The sequence below is a fragment of the Bradyrhizobium canariense genome (genome assembly GCF_900105125.1).
Classification (GTDB): domain Bacteria; phylum Pseudomonadota; class Alphaproteobacteria; order Rhizobiales; family Xanthobacteraceae; genus Bradyrhizobium; species Bradyrhizobium canariense_A.
On sequence record NZ_LT629750.1, the window covers coordinates 7,608,580 to 7,626,710 of the forward strand.

Sequence of the window (18,131 nt, forward strand, 5' to 3'; positions counted from 1 at the left end):
CTTTGTCACCATTCCAGATTGGAGGCTAGCACAGTTCGATCCGGGCCGCGAAACCGTAAATTTTACGATTTTGTTCTGATACCGCGGCTGTCGGTATGACCTTGTCACAACATGCCGGAGGTCGCGACATAATCCGTTTTGATTCTCCGCTGCCGCCCTTCGGCTTGAACGATGGCGGGACGATCGTTACGCTCTGCGGGCAATTAATGGGGTAACAAAAAAATGAAACAGCTCAGGGTAGGTGACATCACGATCGACGCGGTGATCGAACGGGAGGGGCCATGGCGACGGCCGCAGGATTTCTTCCCGGCCTATGACGAAGCCACATTCAAGCGTCATCTGCCCTCGATGGAGCCGGAGGTGTTCGACACGGCGCTGGGGAAGATCGTCATCACCTACCAGACCTTCGTGGTCCGCACGCCGCGCTACACGATCCTGGTGGACACCTGCACCGGCGAGGACAAGGGCCATCCGCCGCCGTTCGATTTTCCCGGCAAGGAGCGCTGGCGCAACGAGCTGTTTGCGCTCGGCATCAGCTACGAACAGGTGGACTACGTGTTCTGCACGCATCTCCACATCGACCATACCGGCTGGAACACGATCCTGCGCGACGGGCGCTGGGTGCCGACATTTCCCAACGCGAAATACGTATTTCACAAGGGGGAATATGCGGTGTGGGAAGCCGAGAGCAAGCGCGGCGCCAATCCGCCCGGCACCGTGTTCCGCGACAACTGCCTGCCGATCATGGAAGCAGGTCAGGCGCTGTTGGTCGATGACGACTATGCGCTGGACGACACCATCACGCTGACGCCGACGCCCGGGCATTCACCCTGTCATTGCTGCGTCAATATTTTCTCGCGCGGGCAGCGCGCGGTCGTGACCGGCGACATGATGCACCACGTGATCCAGTGCCGCGAGCCGGACTGGTCGGCAAAGCCCGATTGGGATCCGAAGCAATCGGCGGTGTCGCGCCGAAAGTTTTTTTCTTCTGTGGCGGAGACCGATACGCTGATCCTGCCGATCCATTTCCCGACACCGACGGCGGGCCACGTTACGGCGGACGGCGACCGGTTCAACTATCGCTTCAAACGCGATTGAGAGGATGGCGTAAACAAAAGCCCGGCGGCGCAACGACAGGTGCGTTGCCGGGCGGAGCGGCTGTCTTCAGTCGCCGATCTCGCCATGCAATTGCGCTTTAAAACCGTCAGTATTCTCATAACTGACGTTGACCTTGTCGCCCTCGAAGGTGAGCGCCCAAAGCTGGGTTTCGCCGTGTCCCAACACGCGGCGCTCGATTTCAAAGGTGTGTTCGTTGAGCCAGCGTCCTTTGGCGGCGTTGATCCCGTAGAATGCCGGTGGGCTCTTCCGGGAAGTGCCGTCAAGTCCCATCAACCCGGAAAACCGCTGCGTGGTTTGGTCTTTGCCGCTATCAGCCATGATTTCCCATGAGGAATCCGAATCAAAGAAATTCAACGTAAAACTTTTGACGCGCAGCACATTGTCGCTGAGTTTAAACGTCTTGCCTGAAATTTCCTTCGCCAGATCGGGAGTAACGCCAACCGCGGACGGTTTTTCCGTGGCGGCTTTTTGGATCGCAGCCGAGAGCAGGGATTGCGCGATGGGGTCTGACGGCAGCGGCGTATCGGATTTCACCGATGCGGCGATGTCATCGACCAGCCTGGGGGCGGGATAGTGCTCATCATCCCGCAGAACGCCGGTCATGATGGCAACGATATCCAGTTTCGGGAGCACAAGAATGAACTGCGAGTGCCGGCCCAGCGCCATGTAGGCGCCCTTTTCGGGAAGCGACCACCACAGGTTTGAGTAATGGAATCCAAAAGTTGCCGGGACATTTCCGGCCCTAGCCCGCTCCACCCATGACGATGGGATGATCTGCTTGCCATCCCACATCCCGTTGCGAAGGTAGAGGTAGCCAATTCGCGCCATGTCGTGCGGCGCCAGGTACAGTCCGGCTTCGCCGTCGGTAACTCCCTGCGCATCGACGCGGCCCCATTTGGCGCTAGTAATGCCGAGCGGCCCGAACAGTTCTTTCTTGGCGAAATCAAACGCGCTCTGTCCGGTCTTTTTGGTGATCAGGGCCGACAACACGTAGGGATTGCCGCCGTTGTAATTGAACTTGGCACCTGGCGCGCCAGACATCGGCTGGTCCAGCACGAATCCGGTGCGGTCGGAAGTCAGATACATCCGCATGATCGATTCGTCCGGCGTGTACGCTTTTTCCGTCCATTCGATGCCGGAGGTCATATCCAGCAGGCTCTGGACGGTCATCGCCTTCTTGTTGTCGTCGATATTCAAAATGTTCTTGTCGGCAAACAAATCCACGACCGGATGATCGACGCTGTCTAGCAAGCCATTTTGCACCTCGATGGCGGTCAAGGTGCTGACGACGCTTTTCGTCGCCGATCTCAGATCGTGGCTGATGCCGGCGACGTAAGGGGCGTAATAGGCTTCCGCCACGATCTTTCCGTGCCGGATGATCATCAGGCTGTCTTGCCTGTAGGTGCCGACGGTCTCGATGAGCCGGGCAAGGCTGGCTGAATCCATGCCTTGCTCCTCAGCCGTGGATACCGGCCAGGATTTCGTCGGCCACACGGCCTCCGGAGCCTGGCCTTCGGGCGTGCCCGCGGAAGCATTACATCCCGCTGCAACAGAAAACGCCGTGAACAGGATAGCGATCGCCGTATTTATGATACGCATGCTGGCGGTCCTCGATTGACGCGCAGGGATCCTGCGCGCCGGGCCAAGCCGATCGAGACCGATTATATTTTACCTGAATTCCCGCACAAGCTGTAGAAGGCATATCAGGAGTCGAAAAACGGTCTTGAGGAGTTACGGGCTCGATCCGAAACTATATCCCGCCGCTCGCTATGTGGAGGTCGTTCAGGTCACTCCGATGTTCGGTTCGGTTACGTTGACTTACGTTGAAGTCAGGACCATCACCGCATCGACATCGGACTATCTTTACCTCAGTGGAAATCTAAGGTTCCGGGTCAGCGGCATGATTCTAAAGTCGAGTAATTTTCCAGAAGGCACCAACATGTCCGCCAAGTCGTCAGAATGAAATTGCAAACGGCGCTGCGTGTGGCAATAATTTTGTGCTAATGCCGAAAAACAACAACCTCAAGCGGCTGGCTCGCGAGCGTCAAAGCATTTCATGGCCCGGGATATAACGCGCAAGGAACCCACGACAGACGTGGCGTCGACATCGACGGCCGTTGACTTTGCGCTCGTCCTGTCGCGGATGATCGACGCGGTCAACGGCGATCCGGAGCAATTGCGTGCGACCGTCTACGCGCTTGCGCGGCACAAGCTGGATGAACAGGCCGCCAGCGAAGACCCCGATGAGCAGGAACGTCTCGCCCACGCGCTGGAAGTCGCGATCAAAGGCGTGGAAACGCATTTTGACGGCATGGGGATGCCGCCCTTGGGCGCGCCCGGCGGGCAATTGCCGCGATTGGGGCCGCCGGTAGATCCGGCGATGGCTGCCCAAACGGCGGCGGCTCTCGATTCAGCGAGGCTTGACGGTGAACTCGATCCGCGGCCGTGGCTGCGGCGAGATCTCGATCAGGAAGGCCAGACTCCTCGCAAGCGACGCCAATTCTCGACCGCCTGGCGTTATCTGTCGGTGCTCGCCATCGTTGCGGTTGTCGGGCTTGCCGTTCAGCAACGCGCTCATCTTATGAGCCTGCTGGCGCCCAAAGCCGGCTCGGGAGTTGATCTGACGAGAACGGTAGCAAAACCGGTCAAGGTGACCCCTGAACAGACCTCGGCCGCGCAGGCCGAGCCTGCACCACCAGACGACCCGCTGATTCCAAAATCATATGGCGTGTACGCGGTCAGCAGCGGCAAGCTCTTCCCGCTGGAGCTGTTGCCCGGCCGTGCGCCGGATGCCCGTGTCGCGGTTTCGGCGGCGATCCCCACGCCGTCCAGAACGACGCTTCCCGACGCGCATATCAGGTTCGTCGTCTTTCGTCGCGACTCCGCCACCAACGCGCTCGACCACGCGGAGGTGCGGATCATCGCGAAAGTCGCGCAGGCCATGAGCTTCGATCCAAGCGGCAAGCCCATCATCGCCAAGGGTACGGATAGCTGGGTGATCCGGAATATTTCCATTCCGTATCAGACGGCCCCGGTCCAGGGACACTCCGACATGTACGAGGTGCTCGCCGGCGATGCGGACAAGGCATTAGAACCGGGTCGCTATGGTCTTATTTTGAAGAACGAAGTCTATGACTTCACGGTTGCCGGCGAGATCAAGGACAGCAGACACTGCCTTGAAAGCGTCGCCGCCGTGAATGGCTCGTTCTACTCCGAGTGCCGGAAGCGCTAGTTAATCTTTTCCGGAAGCGGTTTGTCGCTCTTGAGCGCGTCCCAGGGACGAGCGACAAGCTTTTCGTTTTCGCGATCATATTTAGCCCGGTCGGCTTTGATTTTCTCGCGATGTGAGCTTGCTTGATCCGGGTCGTTTTCGAGATCGTATTTGGCCCGATCGGTTTTGATTTGCTCGCGATGCGAACTTTCCTGACCCTTGTCGTTCTCGCGATCGTATTTGGCCCGATCGACCTTGATTTGTTCAAGGTGTGAACTTTCCTGACCGTGGGGATCGCATTCCTTGCAACTAAATGTGTCAGCCGCGGCGCCGGTGGCAAGCGCACAAAAAATAGTGGCTATAAAGAGCTTTGAATATTTTTTCATTAGGACACATAACAGGTCTGGACGTCGAAAAGTTAAATATCTTCGGTCGCGTTACTGTTTTGACGTGCCCATGACGATGATCAGGCACAAACATCCGGGGCATGGTTCCCAAGATGACGCCTTGGACGCTATGTAGGCGCTGGCTCGTTTGACGTTAACGATCCGCTATTTCGGATGGTCGCTGGCGAGTTTGAGATCGTTTGGCAAAAAACGCGTGTCGCCGCCGGCTATGATCGGCGCGTTAACGTTGACGCGGTCGAGACCGGCCGAATTACTTCGCGTTTCGTAGTGAATCAGCAAAGGCCGGGTCGAGCATCCTGGAACTCTCTTCCAGAAATTTTTTTCCGATCGCGGAGCCCCGAACGTAATCACTGATCAATGCTCGTCGTTGATCCGGATATTGGGTGAGGATGGCGCGGACATCGCTGCGCGCGAGCTCATTCAGGTCGCCATCGTTCAGGGCATTGCTCACGGTCACGCTGTCCAGGCGAACTGGAATAAGTTCAGCGCGGTTTGGGCCGGTGAGATAGGACATCTTCAGCGATTCAGCGACGAGAGGAGCGCCGAGATTTTTTCGTGCCTGAAGTAGCGCCAGCACGAGCCACATCCGGGAGTCATGCGGGCCGGATTTCAACGCGCTCTTGACGGCATCCTGCGCGGTGTCGTTGTCAGGCGTCTGGGTGCTGGATTCGGATCTCAGCGTTTGGCCGGCCAGCGCGATGGCGTAGTCGGCTTTCAGATCAGTGCGGAACGGTGCGATTGTCGACACCAGTTTTGCTGAGGAGACAAGCTGCGCGGAGGGGGCCTTGCTGTCTCTCGAAGGTAGCGGCGAAGGGTCGGGCTGCAGAAAGTTAGCGACCAGGTTTGTGATCGAAAGGCCCCCGACAAACACCACAACGAGCAGGGCAAGAATCCGAAACTTCCAAATTGGTTTCATCGCAGTCCTGCTTCGTTCGGCAAAGGCAGCTTGGCGCAAGATCGCCGTCTGATGGAAGTCATGAAAGACGGGGGCTTTTAGCTGGTCAGAGCGCCAGCATGCTACTTCCCTGAATCGTTAACAACGTCAAATTCCCGGTTGCGTAAGCCCCGGTGTCGATATTGGCCCGGTTCGACCGGATGTCGGGTTCGCGGACCGGGGTGTGGCCATGGACGACGAATTTGCCGAAGTTCTCGTCGCTGTCGAGGAATTCGTTCCGGATCCATAACAGATCCGCCTCCCGCTGCTCTCCGAGCGGGATTCCGGGGCGGACGCCGGCATGAACGAAGAAGAAATCACCGCACAGGAACGAAGGTTTGAGGCTTTGGAGGAATTTTAGATGAGCGTGCGGCATGGCCTCGATGAACGCCCTTATCAAGCCAGGCTGCTCGGCCGCGCTCGGATTGAGCGGGGGCTGGATGCCGTAGGATATCAGGGTCTGCAAACCGCCGAACTGCCGCCACTCATCGAGTTTGGCGGGGTCGCGAAGCACCTCGAGGCAATACGCCTCATGGTTACCCTTGAGAAATACGGTTTCCCGGGATCGGCTTCGTTCAATGAGAAGGTCGAGGGTGTGGCTGGAATCGGGCCCGCGATCGATGTAGTCGCCGAGAAAAACCTCGATCGGACGCTCCATCGGATTGCGTGCGATGTCGGCGTCAATCATGGTGAACATTTTCTTTAGTAAATCGGCCCGCCCGTGGATGTCGCCGAAGGCATAGACCCGGACACCGTCAGGCAGCCGGGGCTGTTTCACAATCCGGCGTGATCGCAAAAAACCCAGCATAGGAAGCAGAATTCCCGATTTGGCGCTTGGAATAAACGCGCCCACTCTCATGACACGGCCGCTCGATCAAATAGTTAACAATTTCTCGATGTGGGCGGTCACCTTTAAGTCAAACACGCCGGCGCATTCGAGCGATATCTCAAAACTTCTCCCCTAGGTTTCCGCGTAACAAACGGGGGAGCAAAGAAAATGCGTACCATTTCCAAGTGGCTGGTTGCAATCGCCGCGACCGCAGTCGTGGCCGGATCCCAGAGTGCCGACGCCGGTTTTATCGGGATGTCGCGTGCACTTGGTCCGATGGTCAAGCGGATTGCGTTCAGCAGCTACACCTTGCCACCGATGGCCTATACCCAGTTTTGCATGCGCTATGCGGACCAGTGCAAGCCCCAGCAGACGCTGTTTCGAGGCGGTCCGGTCCATCTGACGACCGAGCGTTATGACGATCTGAAAGCCGTCAACGCAACCGTCAATGCCTCGATTGTTCCCGAGCGCAATACGGAAGGTCTGGCGGGTGAAAAATGGCTGATCGGCCCCAGCCGTGGCGATTGCAACGATTATGCGGTGACCAAGCGTTCCGAACTGCTGGCGCGCGGCTGGCCGATCCGTTCGCTTCTGCTCAGCGAAGTCGTCACCGCCTGGGGTGAGCACCATCTGGTGCTGGTTGTCCGGACGTCAGCAGGCGATCTCGTGCTCGACAATATGACGGCTCAGATTCGTCCGTGGTCGCGGGCGGGTTATCAGTGGGTTCGGATCCAGACGCCCAAAAATCCCAACTATTGGGCCTCGCTCGGCAGTCGCAACGCCTAATCTCAGCGTTTTCCAGCGAAAGCCTGAGCCGCACCTGGATCGCGGGATGGCTGCCGGTTCGCCTGAAGAAAACGTCTAGGTAGAGGTCAAAACCCCGGTTCTGATTCAATCAGAACCGCCAAGGGCCTAGGAAGTGTCCCCACGACTGACGCTTTGCGCTAGCCCGAGCCCGATCACCGCATCGCCGAGCACGGCGATGCATGAGTGCAGCAGGCTTGCATCGCAAAAGGCCTGTCCCAGAATGATGACGGCGCAGGCCGCCGCCGCGGCCGGATAAAACGAGTCTCGTCCACGGTTGAGGGCGCCTCGGTAGAGGGTAACGATAATTCCGAGAGATAACGCGAACACGAACAGGGTCATCGGCCAACCGAGCTCGATCGCGAATGCCACAGCAGTGGAGGGGGCCTTCGTGGCCGAGCTTCCGAGCTCCTGGTAAATGGGCAAGAGCTGCGCGTAGGTTCCCGCTCCGGTTCCGAACCAGCTGGCGTCAGACAACATGCGCTTCGCCACTGAAATTGCGTCAGGCGAGGCGGTGGTTGCGAATTGCAGGAATGGCGAGAGCGTGCCCCCGGAATTATAGCGCCAAAGCACGATCATTGCAGCCCCGATGACCATCGTCGCGATGAACATTCCCGTGGCCCAGACGGCGAGGCCGGCGCGACGAATGAATTGTATCGAAATAAAAGTGACGATTCCGAACGCGGCGACCAGGCCAACATTGAACGTTGCGCTGATGGCGAGACCCGCGATGCAAATCAGCAATCCGGCGCCGGCTAGCAATAAGGCTGCTCGCGCATTTGGCTTCTGCCTGGCCGGTTCTGCTCGCCTGGTTTCAACCCGTTCAACGGCGCGCGTGCCGGCTGCCACGGATAATATGACTCCGAGCGAACTAACGGCGGCAAGGACATCGTTTGTCTTACCGGCAGATAACCATCCGACCGGCACCCAGCCGTTGATGATCAAAGCGATCGTCGTCAATGCCGTGATCGCGGCGAGGACAAACAGCGTCAGTTCTGCTCGGCGGCGATCCCTGACCACAAACACGCCAACGACGATCAGCGCGACATTGGCGAGGTAGAAGGTCAGGGCTTCGATGGTCTTGCCAAGGTCGATGCTGATGTGGCCGAAAGATCGCTGGTTCAGCGCTTCATCAGCATTGACCCAGATCGAATGCGATATCCCGGAAAGAGGCATCGGCAGAAGCTGGATGACCATCCAGATCACGGGCACGGCCGCGGCAAGCTTGAGCCGTCGCGTGATGTGCGCGGCAAGATTGACGTCCGTGGCCCGAGCGGTGCCTGCGACGAAAGCAAGCGCGATGGCTGCTAAAGCTTCGATGAGCGATTGCGCCACGGGCCCATCGAACATTACCAGGGCGGGCACGATGGCAATGGAAATAAGCAGCAGGTTGAAACTGATCGGCAAGCAGTGACCCAATTCTTGAAATAATGATTTGACGATACATGATAAAGCACGGCTTGCAACGCGCGAGCTCATTGAGAGGCTTCAGATCCGATTCATCTCCACTGAATCAGGCTCCTTAGCTTTTGTTTGGGGATGATCGTTTCCGGAAAAACCGGTTTCCACCTTGCGCCAACGCGGCCCTTCGGGGCCCGGATCATGACGGTTAGCCGAAATGGTTTTGGATGGAAGGCGCGCAGGAAGCGTCAGGTTCGGCTGAAGGTGTGCCGGGTTGATGCCGCTGGATCAGCTTCGCACGGTGGTCGAACTCAGCGACCGGTGCGACGGCAACCGCGCGGCCATCATGCAAGCCTGTGCGAAAAGCCCGGCGAGATATCCGATCTGAAGCGACATGGCGTAAACGAACTCTGCCGCAATCACCGATAACAGAGACGAGCTTTTGACGGCCGCAATGGCTGCTACGGTTACAAAGCCAAGCATCGCAGCCGTAAACAGCACCTGGACCCTGAAGCGGGTACCCAGCACGGCGCCGATTAGCGAACTGCAAAGTGCGATCATGACCATCAGGGGCGTCCCTTCCCGCGGATGATCCGGCAGCGGGCGCTAACATTGGGTTAAGATCATGGCCGCTGGAACGGCCTCGACGGTTATCCCGTGGGACATCTGGCCGAAAGCTTTGCCATTGCCGGAGTAAGTCCATCGAGCGGGATCACGCCGTGAATCTCGGCCTCCGGGTCCTTGATCACAACGGCAAGCTCTTTCAGCTCTCGCCAGGGGCCGGTTGTAAATGCGGTGGGTTCAACCGGTAGAACGAGGCCGGTGCCAAGGGTTGAGACCTCTGCGTGGAGCACCGACTGCGTCGTTCCCGAACCGACGATGATGTCTCTTCGCGCGAGCGGCGGAAATGGGCGAACCAGCGCCAGCAGAACCTCGAAGCCCGGCTTTTCCTGACAGCGGATCATCAGTCCGGCAAGGTCCGGGTCGGATCGCGTGGTGTCGGCCGTTCTCATGATCGAGATGGCTTCCCGTCCGCCGGTCGGGTGAGGCGTTACGACGAGCGGCCATAGGTCCTGGGTATTTTGAGCGCGCGCAGCGGCTGGATCGGAAGAGGGGAGCAGCTTCTTCAAGCAGTCCAGACGGGCCTGGTTGTCGGCGATGGTTTTGCACTTCGCAAAGCCTGCGGAGATGTCAGGCTGCTGGGCGGAAGCAGTCACCGCGCCGGCCAGAAGGTATCCTAATACTACCAGAGACCTTAGTGAGATCGATTCGGTTCCAGCGGAAGCCATCCGATGTCCACACGGTTGGTCGGTTAGACTTAAATTATCCATGGCAACGAATTTCGCCTATCGTGTCATGATTACGAATTAACAAATTGAAAAACATAAAACTTTTACCATAGATCATGCTGCAAGCTTTAGCTGGGTCGGGGACCGGGGCGAGTCCGCTTTGTGGCATTTTTAGCGCAGGTTGCTCAATTAATCCGCGGAACAGGCTCAATTACCCATGCCCATGCTTGTTCGGAGGTTCCCCTTCCAATAATCATCTCTCACGGGGTGGGATTAAATAATTATGTTTCAGAGCAATATTACCAGAACAATTCTTGTCGGAGTGGGGGTCGTTCTCCTGGGCGGTTGCGCCTTGGTACCGGCTTCAGGACCTGCAGCCTACAACATCGATGCAGAGCATTCGCGCACTGTTCCGTATGCGTTGGTCAAGCTGACGCCGGAGACGGTGGCGACCCTCGGCCATTATGAGCCACGCGGGCTCGCGGGGGCTTTCCCGGACAAGCAGGTGCGGCCGGCCAATCTGGTGTTCGGCATCGGCGACGTCGTCAGCGTGACGATCTTCGAAGCCGCGGCGGGCGGTCTGTTCATTCCGACCGAGGCCGGCGTGCGGCCTGGTAACTTCGTGACGATCCCCGATCAGACCGTGGATAATGATGGCAACATCAGCGTTCCCTATGCGGGCGCCGTAAAGGCTGCCGGGCGGACCAACGGTGAGATCCAGGCGGATATCGTCAACCGGATCAAGAATCGCGCGATCGAACCGCAGGTTGTCGTTGCGCTGTCGCAGCAGCGGACCTCGCTGGTCAGCGTCTTCGGCGAAGTGAACACGCCAGCGCGCTATCCCGCGGCATCGGCCGGCGCACTGGATCGCATCACCGACGCCATCACTCGCGCCGGCGGCATCAAGGGGCAGGGCTTTGAGACCTGGGTGATGTTGCAGCGTGGCGATCGCCGCGCCACCGTGCCGTTTGCCAATCTGGTCTATGAGCCGTCGAACAATATCTACGTGCAGCCGGGCGATCGCATCTACGTCTATCGCGAGCAACAGAAATTCCTGGCGTTCGGTGCGTCCGGCCAGCAAGGCGAATTCAACTTTGACGCATGGCGCATCAATCTCGCCGAAGCGGTCGGTAAAGCCGGCGGCCTCGTGGACGTGCAGGCCGATCCTGCATCGGTTTATCTCTATCGTCTCGAGCCCCGCGAAGTCGCACAATTGCTCGGTGTCGAAGTGGACAAGTACACCGGCGAACTCATTCCGGTTATTTTCTCGATCAACTTCAGGGATCCCGGCGGCTACTTCCTGGCGACAAACGTCCAGATGCGAAACCAGGACGTTCTCTTCGTCGCGAATTCGCCCTCTGTCGACGTAACCAAGTTCCTGAACTACCTGAACGTGATGATGGCGACCGCTAACAACGGTATCGTGCTTGGAACGAACGGCATCGTTCTCTACAACTCGATCCGGGCGCTTTCGGGAGCCGGGACGGCGACGGCCACCACGACGACGGCGACCACGGCAACAACGCCTTGAGTTCTTGCGTCAGCGCCGGGTTGCTCGGCGCTGACGTAGCCAGGATCAGCGGCGAATACTTGGTCGTTGATCTTGGCGCGGACTTCAGGGGGGCAGCGGCAGCTATTTCCTGGCAACAAGCGACGAGCTGAAAAACCAGGACGTTGTTGTTATCGCGAATGACTGAGACCCCACGGGGCACGCGTCAGAAACGTAGCCTGTCCAGCAGGATTTCCGCTGGCATCCTTTATGTCGTGCTGGCTGGACCCCCGCTGCTGTTCGGGTCGAGAGAGCCGGTTTTCGTTGCGCTATGGTGTGCTGTGTTGGGCGCGGGCCTGATTTTCGCGCCAACGCAGCGACTGCTCAGGGGGCACTTGCTGATTTTGGCGGTGCTTGCTTTTGTGATCCTGTGCTTTGGCTTCGTGCTTCACGAGCAGTTGTCGGATCATCCTTGGGTCGCTGCCTTCAACCCCATTTGGGCCAAAGCGTCGGAAGTTCTCGGGCGGCAGCTCGTTCCGTCGGTTTCAATCGTCAGGGACGAACCTTTCTTCGCGCTGGGACCGTCGCTGGCGAACGTGCTCGCGCTCGTCCTTGGCCTGACCGTCGGAACTGATTCCGACCGGGCGCAGCGAGCCCTGCGCGTCATGGCGTGGGCGGGCGTTTGCTATGCCATCTATGGCATCCTCGCGCTCCTGTTTGATCCCAATGAGATCCTGTGGCGCGAGAAGACAGCGTATGTTGGAAATCTGACCTCGACGTTCATCAACCGAAACACTGCCGCCGCCTACTTCGGTTCATGTTCCGCCGTGTGGCTGATTTTGCTGCTTTCCGCGATCAGGGGCAGTCTTCCCCGTGGCCCGATCGATTGGAAAAGAGTACCGGGCTATCTTCTGATCGAAACCCGAAAGAGCGTTCTCATTCGGTTTGTCCTGCTGTTCGTCTGCCTGTCAGCCATGTTCATGACCAGCTCCCGTGCCGGGACTCTGGTATCGCTGATGGTCATGATCCTGACCTTCTTGATCTACTTCAGGCGGGACCTGGGGCGCGGTAAGACACTCTTGGCCGCTGTTATCGGCTGCATGCTGGTGACCCTGACGCTGCTGCAATTCCTGGGAGGCAACATTGGCGCTCGAATAGATTTGCAGGGCCTTAGCGATGCCGGCCGGCTTTCGGCCTATCGCTCGACCCTGAAGATCATCGCCGACAATCCGTGGTTTGGGACTGGACTGGGAACGTTTGCCGCTGCGTTCCCAGCCTATCGCAGCAACGGGATATCCATGTGGGGCGTCTGGGATATCGCGCATAGTACACCTCTGGAGCTCGCGTCCGAGATGGGACTTCCGCTCGCGCTCGTTGTCGCAATCGCGTGGATCGCGGCTCTGGTCGTGCTATCGCAGGGATTGCGAGGGCGGCGGCGAAGCATGGTTGCGCCGTTGTCGTCGCTCGCCGTTTCGCTCATCGCACTGCTGCACTCATTGATTGATTTCTCGCTTCAGATTTCGGGCTATTCAATTATCGTTTTCGCGCTTCTCGGTTTGGGGCTTTCGCAGACCATTCGCGGGACAACAAGCGAGATGCTCCCGGGTAGAGAGCGAGATTGAAGCGGATCAGATGACGAAGAGGATGATCCGCGCCGTCGCGAGAGCGCAGGACGGCCCACAGTTTCCAGACGCTGCACGATCGGCTGCGACCGGCCCAAAGGGAGCGTCGTCCACGAAGTTAGCGTTAATACCGCTTTGTTCGGCGAAGTATCCGGGAAGATCCTGAAAAATATTGGATATTATAATAAAATCAATGGTTTGTGAGGGGAACTAATTTGTGCAGGTTGCGCTTTTTTATTCCCCGCGCGTCCGTTATACTTAGCCAGGATTTAACAAGGGCGGTCTGAGCAATATTTTTCTAATCGGTTACGAGACCAGCCCAGGGAGATTTGAAATGATCGTTCGGTTCGCTGCCAAATTTTTGTTGGGTGCCGCCCTTCTGATGCCGGCGCAATTCGCTAATGCCCAGACACCGGGCCAGAACGCGCCCCTGCCTGTTTCGGTCGTATCCGACTTCATGGCGAACCCGAACCAGACGCTAGCTCAAAACGGCCCGCAGCTGACCAAGCTGGTTCGCGAATTGCTGGCCTCCGACAAGAACACGCTCAACCCACTCATTGCGCTGCTCAAACTGGCAAGCCCTGATCAACAGACGGCGATCGCCGACGGTCTTGCGCAGGCTGCAAAGGCCTATGCCAGCAACGACCCGGCCTTCGCGAACCAGGTTCAGCAGTCGGTTGCGGCGACCGGAATTCCTGATGTCATCAAGCAATATGCGTCGATCGCCGGCGATACCGGAACCGCATCGACCGGCGGTGGCGGCGCCGCTGGCGGTGGTGGTCCGAATGTCGCGGGCGCGCCCACTGGCGGCTCGAACACCGGCGCCTTTACGGGCGGTAATAATTTCGCAGCCAACACCACGCCGAATTTGCTGAATGGTGGATCGCTCGGTGGCGCAAACTTTTCGTCATTTACCCCTGGCTCGAATACTACCACTACGTCGGTAAGCCCTCAGTAAGGGCTTTTCATTCAAAACTGACGATCCTCCCGCACTGCCGTTGTTTCGGTTGGGCAGGGACCGGCGTGGTCGGACATCCACGGTTGTTGGCAATGGCTCCAAAAAGCCAAAGGTAATCGCATGGACGTGCCTTTGAACTTCAACAGGCAGAACAGCGCTCGATTCGAGCGGGAAGTTTCCGTGGACTCGGTCACCGTTTCCGATCTCGTCGAGCAGCTTTCCGGTTTCGTTCGCCGCCAGTTTCCGATCTTTGTTTTTATCACGTCGTGTTGCCTGGCCCTTGGCCTGGTTTACCTGTTTACGACCCCTCCAAGTTTTACATCGCACGCGATGTTGCTGATCGACTCGAGCAAACTTCGGGTCCTTCAGCAGCAGCAAGCGCCGATCGGCGATATTCCGATCGATACATCATACGTCGAAACCCAGGTCGAAATCCTGAAGTCCGAGAACATCGGACTGTCGGTCGTGAAGGACCTCAAGCTCGCTGAGGATTCGGAATTTGTAGGATCGGGATCAGGTCTTATCGGCTGGATCAAAGGGCTTTTTTCATCCTTCAACGTGCAGCCGGAAACGAAATCCGACCGTGTTGCACTGGGTTCGTTTCTTGCGAAGCGCAGCGTAACGCGAGTTGCCCGAACCTATGTTCTCGATATCGGCTTCACGTCATTGAACGCAGCGCGCTCCGCCGACATAGCTAACGCGATCGCGGATGCCTATATCGTCGATCAACTGCAGTCCAAGTATCAGGCCACGCGGCGCGCCAGTTCCTGGTTGCAGGACCGGATCAAGGAGCTTCGTCAGCAAGCTTCCGACGCAGATCGGGCCGTTCTGGATTACAAGCAGAAGAACAATATCGTCTCTGTCGGTGGCAGCTCCGACAACCCTCGACTGCTCGGCGAGCAGCAGATTGAAGAGATGAACACCCAGCTTGGCACTGCGCGCGCCGCTGCTGAAGAGGCCAAGGCGCGCCTGGAGCGTATCGACAGCGTTTTGAAGAAAGACGATGCGAAAGACGTTCCGGATGCGACGGTGACGGATACCCTTCACAGCGAGGTCATCAACCGGTTGAGAAATAATTATCTCGATCTTGCTGCGAAAGAGTCGATCTGGTCCCAGAGATATGGCGCCAACCATTTGGCGGCCGTCAATCTGCGCACACAGATGACCGAGATACGCCGCTCGATCCTGGATGAACTGGGGCGCATCGCACAGGGTTACAAGAGCGACTACGAGATCGCAAAATCGCGCGCCGACGGTCTTGAAAAGAACCTCGAGGCCCTGGTCGCCAGCTCGCAGGTCATCAATCGCGATCGATTGGGCCTGAGCGACCTCGAAAGCACGGCCAAGGTTTATCACACGCTCTACGACAGCTTCCTCCAGCGATATATGGAAGCGATCCAGCAGGAGTCTTTCCCGATCACCGAAGCGCGGGTGATCAGTGCCGCGGCGCCACCCGAACGCAAGAGTGGTCCGCTAACCCTTCCCGTACTGGGGATAGCCGGCTTCATCGGAATTATGCTTAGTTTCGGAGCCGCCGTCCTGCGGGAAGCCATCGACCAGGTATTCCGGACGTCTCGCCAGGTAGAAAGCGCGCTCCAGGTCAATTGTCTCGCGGTGTTGCCGCGACTTGGTCCTGCGACAGGCTCGACCTGGCTTGCTAATGGGCCGGCCGCCTGGCTGGGCAGTGGCTCATCTATCGTGCGGTCCAAACCTGTCGCGGAAAAGCCGGAGAGAGAACTCGAGAATGCCGGCCTGTCGAAAGTTTCTGATCTCATCACGTCGGTGCTGAGCCGTGAGGCGACAAAAAACGCGAGTATTGCCCCGCGTCACGCTGCTATAAATAAAAGACTGGATTTCACTAATAGGCCGTTCCTGCGTCAAGTTGTCGACGAGCCGCTTTCCGGATTTGCGGAAGCCTTCCGGTCGATCAAGATTGCGGCGGATATCGGCGGATCGAACCGGAATCATAAGGTGATCGGCATAACCTCCACGATTCCCGGGGAGGGTAAGTCAACGGTTGCGGCGAATTTAGCCGAGTTGATCGCGCATTCCGGAAAAAAGGTCATCCTGCTGGACGGCGATCTGAGGAATCCGACGCTTACGCGGGCGATGATGCCTGACTCGAAGGCCGGTATTCTGGAAGTGCTCAACGGCACGATGACTTTGGATGACGCGGTCTGTCTCGACGAACAGACGGGTCTGAACTTCGTTCCGGGTCCGTTGAAGTCGCGCCTCGTTCACACCAACGAGGTCTTGGCGTCGGACTCGCTCAAGAGCCTGATCGACGACCTGCGCCAGAAGTATGATTATATCATCATCGACCTTCCTCCTCTGGCGCCCGTCGTCGACGTTCGTGCCACAACGAAGATTGTCGATTCATATATCTACGTGGTCGAGTGGGGGCAGACGCGAAAGAACCTGGTGCAATCCCAGTTGCTGGCTGCACCGGAGCTCTATGATCTCTTGCTGGGTGTCGTGCTGAACAAGGCCGATATTCGCGTGATGGGCCGTTACGAAGATTATTACGGGAGCTATTACGACAAGAAGTATTATGGCCGGTATGGCTATTCAGGATGAGGTAGATGGCGAATTTCCGGGGGAAATTCCGGTTTGGATTTATTCGCATCCTCACTGCTACATGCGGAATTTGTTCGATAGCGTGGGCAATTTCCTCGATTCCCGTCTATCGGACTGACGCGGCATTCGCGAGCGCCGCCCAACATATTTTATCGGGAGAAAAATACACTCCCGATCAGTTGAACATTCTCAAACTCCGGTTGGAGGCGACGCCGGCCAGTTTGCTCGGGCCACTGGCACTGAGCAACATTGTTGTGATCCGCCTGCAAATGGCGATAACGGAATTGGCGTCGGGCAACGCTCAACTCGCACCCTCGGGTCTTGGCGATCTCGATACGGCCGTTACGGCCACGCTCGCTGAAAATCCGACGAACTCCTTTCTCTGGCTGACGGAATACTGGCTTCAGGATGTACGCGACGGCAAGACCTCCGCGGACCCAAAGCTTCTCCGGATGTCGTACTTGCTGGGGCCAAATGAAGGCTGGATCGCGCTGAGAAGGAGCCCGGTTACACTGAGCGTTTTCTCGTCCCTGCCAGACGACCTTGCGGAGAAGGCAGTTACGGAGTTCGCCGGGCTGGTACGTTCCGGGTTCTACGTGGACGCGGCAAATATTCTTGCCGGCCCCGGTTGGGCGGTTCACGACAAGCTATTGGCCAGCCTCGCTCCGATCGACGAAGGCGGCCGTCGCTGGTTTGCGAAGGTGCTGGAGTCGAAGAATGTAGAAGGCGTCACGGTCCCGGGTGTCGATGATAAACGTTCTCGACCATTCTGATCGGTGCCCCTATTCGCGCTTCGCTGTCGCGGATTCCTTGCCTCGGGCAGGACGCAAGGACTGCGGCGATTAAGCATGTTTCGGTGCATCGCGCGTCGAGCGCAATTATCATGCGGTCGGCTATGTATTTTACGGGGCGTTATCGTACGTTCAATCGATGCCGTATGAATTTCAAGATCTAGAGCAATTCAGAGTTCCTCCGGGCTTCCGGGGGCGTAGCGCGCCGATCGTACTGCTGTGGCAGTTGGTGCAGTCGACTCTTTTCGGCCTTTCCCCGCAACCGTTTTACGCCTGGCGAAGGGCACTCCTCCGCCTGTTTGGCGCGAAGATCGGTCGCAAGGTTCTCCTGCGTCCCACCGCGCGCATCACATTTCCATGGAAGGTGCAAATCGGCGATTTCTCCTGGATCGGCGACCATGTCGAACTTTACAGTCTGGAGAAGATCTCCATCGGCTGTCACTCGGTTGTCTCCCAGCGATCCTACCTCTGTACGGGATCGCATGACATGGACGATATAACTTTCGCCTATCTTACAGCTCCCATAACCATTGGTGATCAGGTCTGGATCGCCAGCGATGTGTTTGTCGCCCCGGGCGTTACGATTGGCAGGGGCGCCGTCGTTGGGACGCGCAGTACAGTATTCAGCGATGTCGCTGCCGAATTCGTGGCTTTTGGACAGCCCGCGCAGGCGAAGCGAAGACGCCGTGACCCCTGAGAA

At 57.9% G+C, this 18,131-nt stretch carries 16 protein-coding genes; 9 read left to right on the forward strand and 7 right to left on the reverse strand.

Going from position 1 to position 18,131, the window contains the following annotated elements:
• The first annotated feature begins 222 nt into the window (after positions 1-222).
• Complete coding sequence (locus BLV09_RS35840) at positions 223-1,098, forward strand: MBL fold metallo-hydrolase (RefSeq protein ID WP_146690777.1); 876 nt, start codon at positions 223-225, stop codon at positions 1,096-1,098.
• A gap of 66 nt (positions 1,099-1,164) precedes the next feature.
• Here BLV09_RS35840 and BLV09_RS35845 read toward each other — a convergent pair whose 3' ends face one another.
• Positions 1,165-2,718: a serine hydrolase domain-containing protein gene (locus BLV09_RS35845; protein WP_146690778.1), complete on the reverse strand. Its 1,554-nt coding sequence runs from the start codon at positions 2,716-2,718 to the stop codon at positions 1,165-1,167.
• A gap of 496 nt (positions 2,719-3,214) precedes the next feature.
• Between BLV09_RS35845 and BLV09_RS35855 the strand changes: the two genes are divergently transcribed.
• Positions 3,215-4,351, forward strand: a complete 1,137-nt coding sequence (locus BLV09_RS35855) for a hypothetical protein (protein WP_244548917.1) — start codon at positions 3,215-3,217, stop codon at positions 4,349-4,351.
• Here BLV09_RS35855 and BLV09_RS35860 read toward each other — a convergent pair.
• The 3 genes from BLV09_RS35860 to BLV09_RS35870 form a co-directional block, all read right to left on the reverse strand.
• Positions 4,348-4,716, reverse strand: a complete 369-nt coding sequence (locus tag BLV09_RS35860) for a hypothetical protein (protein WP_100383119.1) — start codon at positions 4,714-4,716, stop codon at positions 4,348-4,350. The genes BLV09_RS35855 and BLV09_RS35860 overlap by 4 nt on opposite strands.
• Before the next feature lie 271 nt (positions 4,717-4,987).
• Positions 4,988-5,692 carry a hypothetical protein gene (locus tag BLV09_RS35865; RefSeq protein WP_146690780.1) on the reverse strand — a complete coding sequence of 235 codons (705 nt, stop codon included), beginning with the start codon at positions 5,690-5,692 and terminating at the stop codon, positions 4,988-4,990.
• 46 nt (positions 5,693-5,738) lie between these two features.
• Positions 5,739-6,479: a metallophosphoesterase family protein gene (locus tag BLV09_RS35870; RefSeq protein ID WP_100383117.1), complete on the reverse strand. Its 741-nt coding sequence runs from the start codon at positions 6,477-6,479 to the stop codon at positions 5,739-5,741.
• 189 nt (positions 6,480-6,668) lie between these two features.
• On the opposite strand from BLV09_RS35870, the gene BLV09_RS35875 reads away from it, so the two are divergent.
• On the forward strand, positions 6,669-7,286 hold the full coding sequence (locus tag BLV09_RS35875; protein ID WP_100383116.1) for a transglutaminase-like cysteine peptidase: 618 nt from the start codon (positions 6,669-6,671) through the stop codon (positions 7,284-7,286).
• Between the two features lie 126 nt (positions 7,287-7,412).
• On the opposite strand, the gene BLV09_RS35880 is transcribed toward BLV09_RS35875, so the two are convergent.
• From BLV09_RS35880 to BLV09_RS35890, 3 genes are all read right to left on the reverse strand, one after another.
• Positions 7,413-8,711, reverse strand: a complete 1,299-nt coding sequence (locus tag BLV09_RS35880; RefSeq protein WP_146690781.1) for a hypothetical protein — start codon at positions 8,709-8,711, stop codon at positions 7,413-7,415.
• 282 nt (positions 8,712-8,993) lie between these two features.
• A complete protein-coding gene (locus BLV09_RS35885) occupies positions 8,994-9,272 on the reverse strand; it encodes a hypothetical protein (RefSeq protein WP_100383114.1) in 279 nt (92 codons plus the stop codon).
• A gap of 83 nt (positions 9,273-9,355) precedes the next feature.
• Entirely contained in the window at positions 9,356-9,922 is a 567-nt protein-coding gene (locus BLV09_RS35890; protein WP_146690782.1) for a hypothetical protein, read from the reverse strand.
• 355 nt (positions 9,923-10,277) lie between these two features.
• Here BLV09_RS35890 and BLV09_RS35895 point away from each other — a divergent pair, with 355 nt between their 5' ends.
• The 6 genes from BLV09_RS35895 (at position 10,278) to BLV09_RS35920 (ending at position 18,128) form a co-directional block, all read left to right on the forward strand.
• Positions 10,278-11,525: a polysaccharide biosynthesis/export family protein gene (locus tag BLV09_RS35895; protein ID WP_100383112.1), complete on the forward strand. Its 1,248-nt coding sequence runs from the start codon at positions 10,278-10,280 to the stop codon at positions 11,523-11,525.
• A gap of 158 nt (positions 11,526-11,683) precedes the next feature.
• A complete protein-coding gene (locus BLV09_RS35900) occupies positions 11,684-13,105 on the forward strand; it encodes an O-antigen ligase family protein (protein ID WP_146690783.1) in 1,422 nt (473 codons plus the stop codon).
• A 334-nt stretch (positions 13,106-13,439) separates the two neighbouring features.
• Positions 13,440-14,063, forward strand: a complete 624-nt coding sequence (locus BLV09_RS35905; protein ID WP_146690784.1) for a hypothetical protein — start codon at positions 13,440-13,442, stop codon at positions 14,061-14,063.
• Positions 14,064-14,243: 180 nt separating this feature from the next.
• Positions 14,244-16,640, forward strand: coding sequence for a polysaccharide biosynthesis tyrosine autokinase (locus tag BLV09_RS35910; RefSeq protein ID WP_167559009.1), 2,397 nt, complete (start codon positions 14,244-14,246; stop codon positions 16,638-16,640).
• A gap of 5 nt (positions 16,641-16,645) precedes the next feature.
• A complete protein-coding gene (locus BLV09_RS35915; RefSeq protein ID WP_146690785.1) occupies positions 16,646-17,413 on the forward strand; it encodes a hypothetical protein in 768 nt (255 codons plus the stop codon).
• A 157-nt stretch (positions 17,414-17,570) separates the two neighbouring features.
• Positions 17,571-18,128 (forward strand): putative colanic acid biosynthesis acetyltransferase, encoded by a 558-nt coding sequence (locus BLV09_RS35920; protein ID WP_100383107.1) that lies wholly within the window; start codon positions 17,571-17,573, stop codon positions 18,126-18,128.
• The last annotated feature ends 3 nt before the right edge of the window (positions 18,129-18,131 follow it).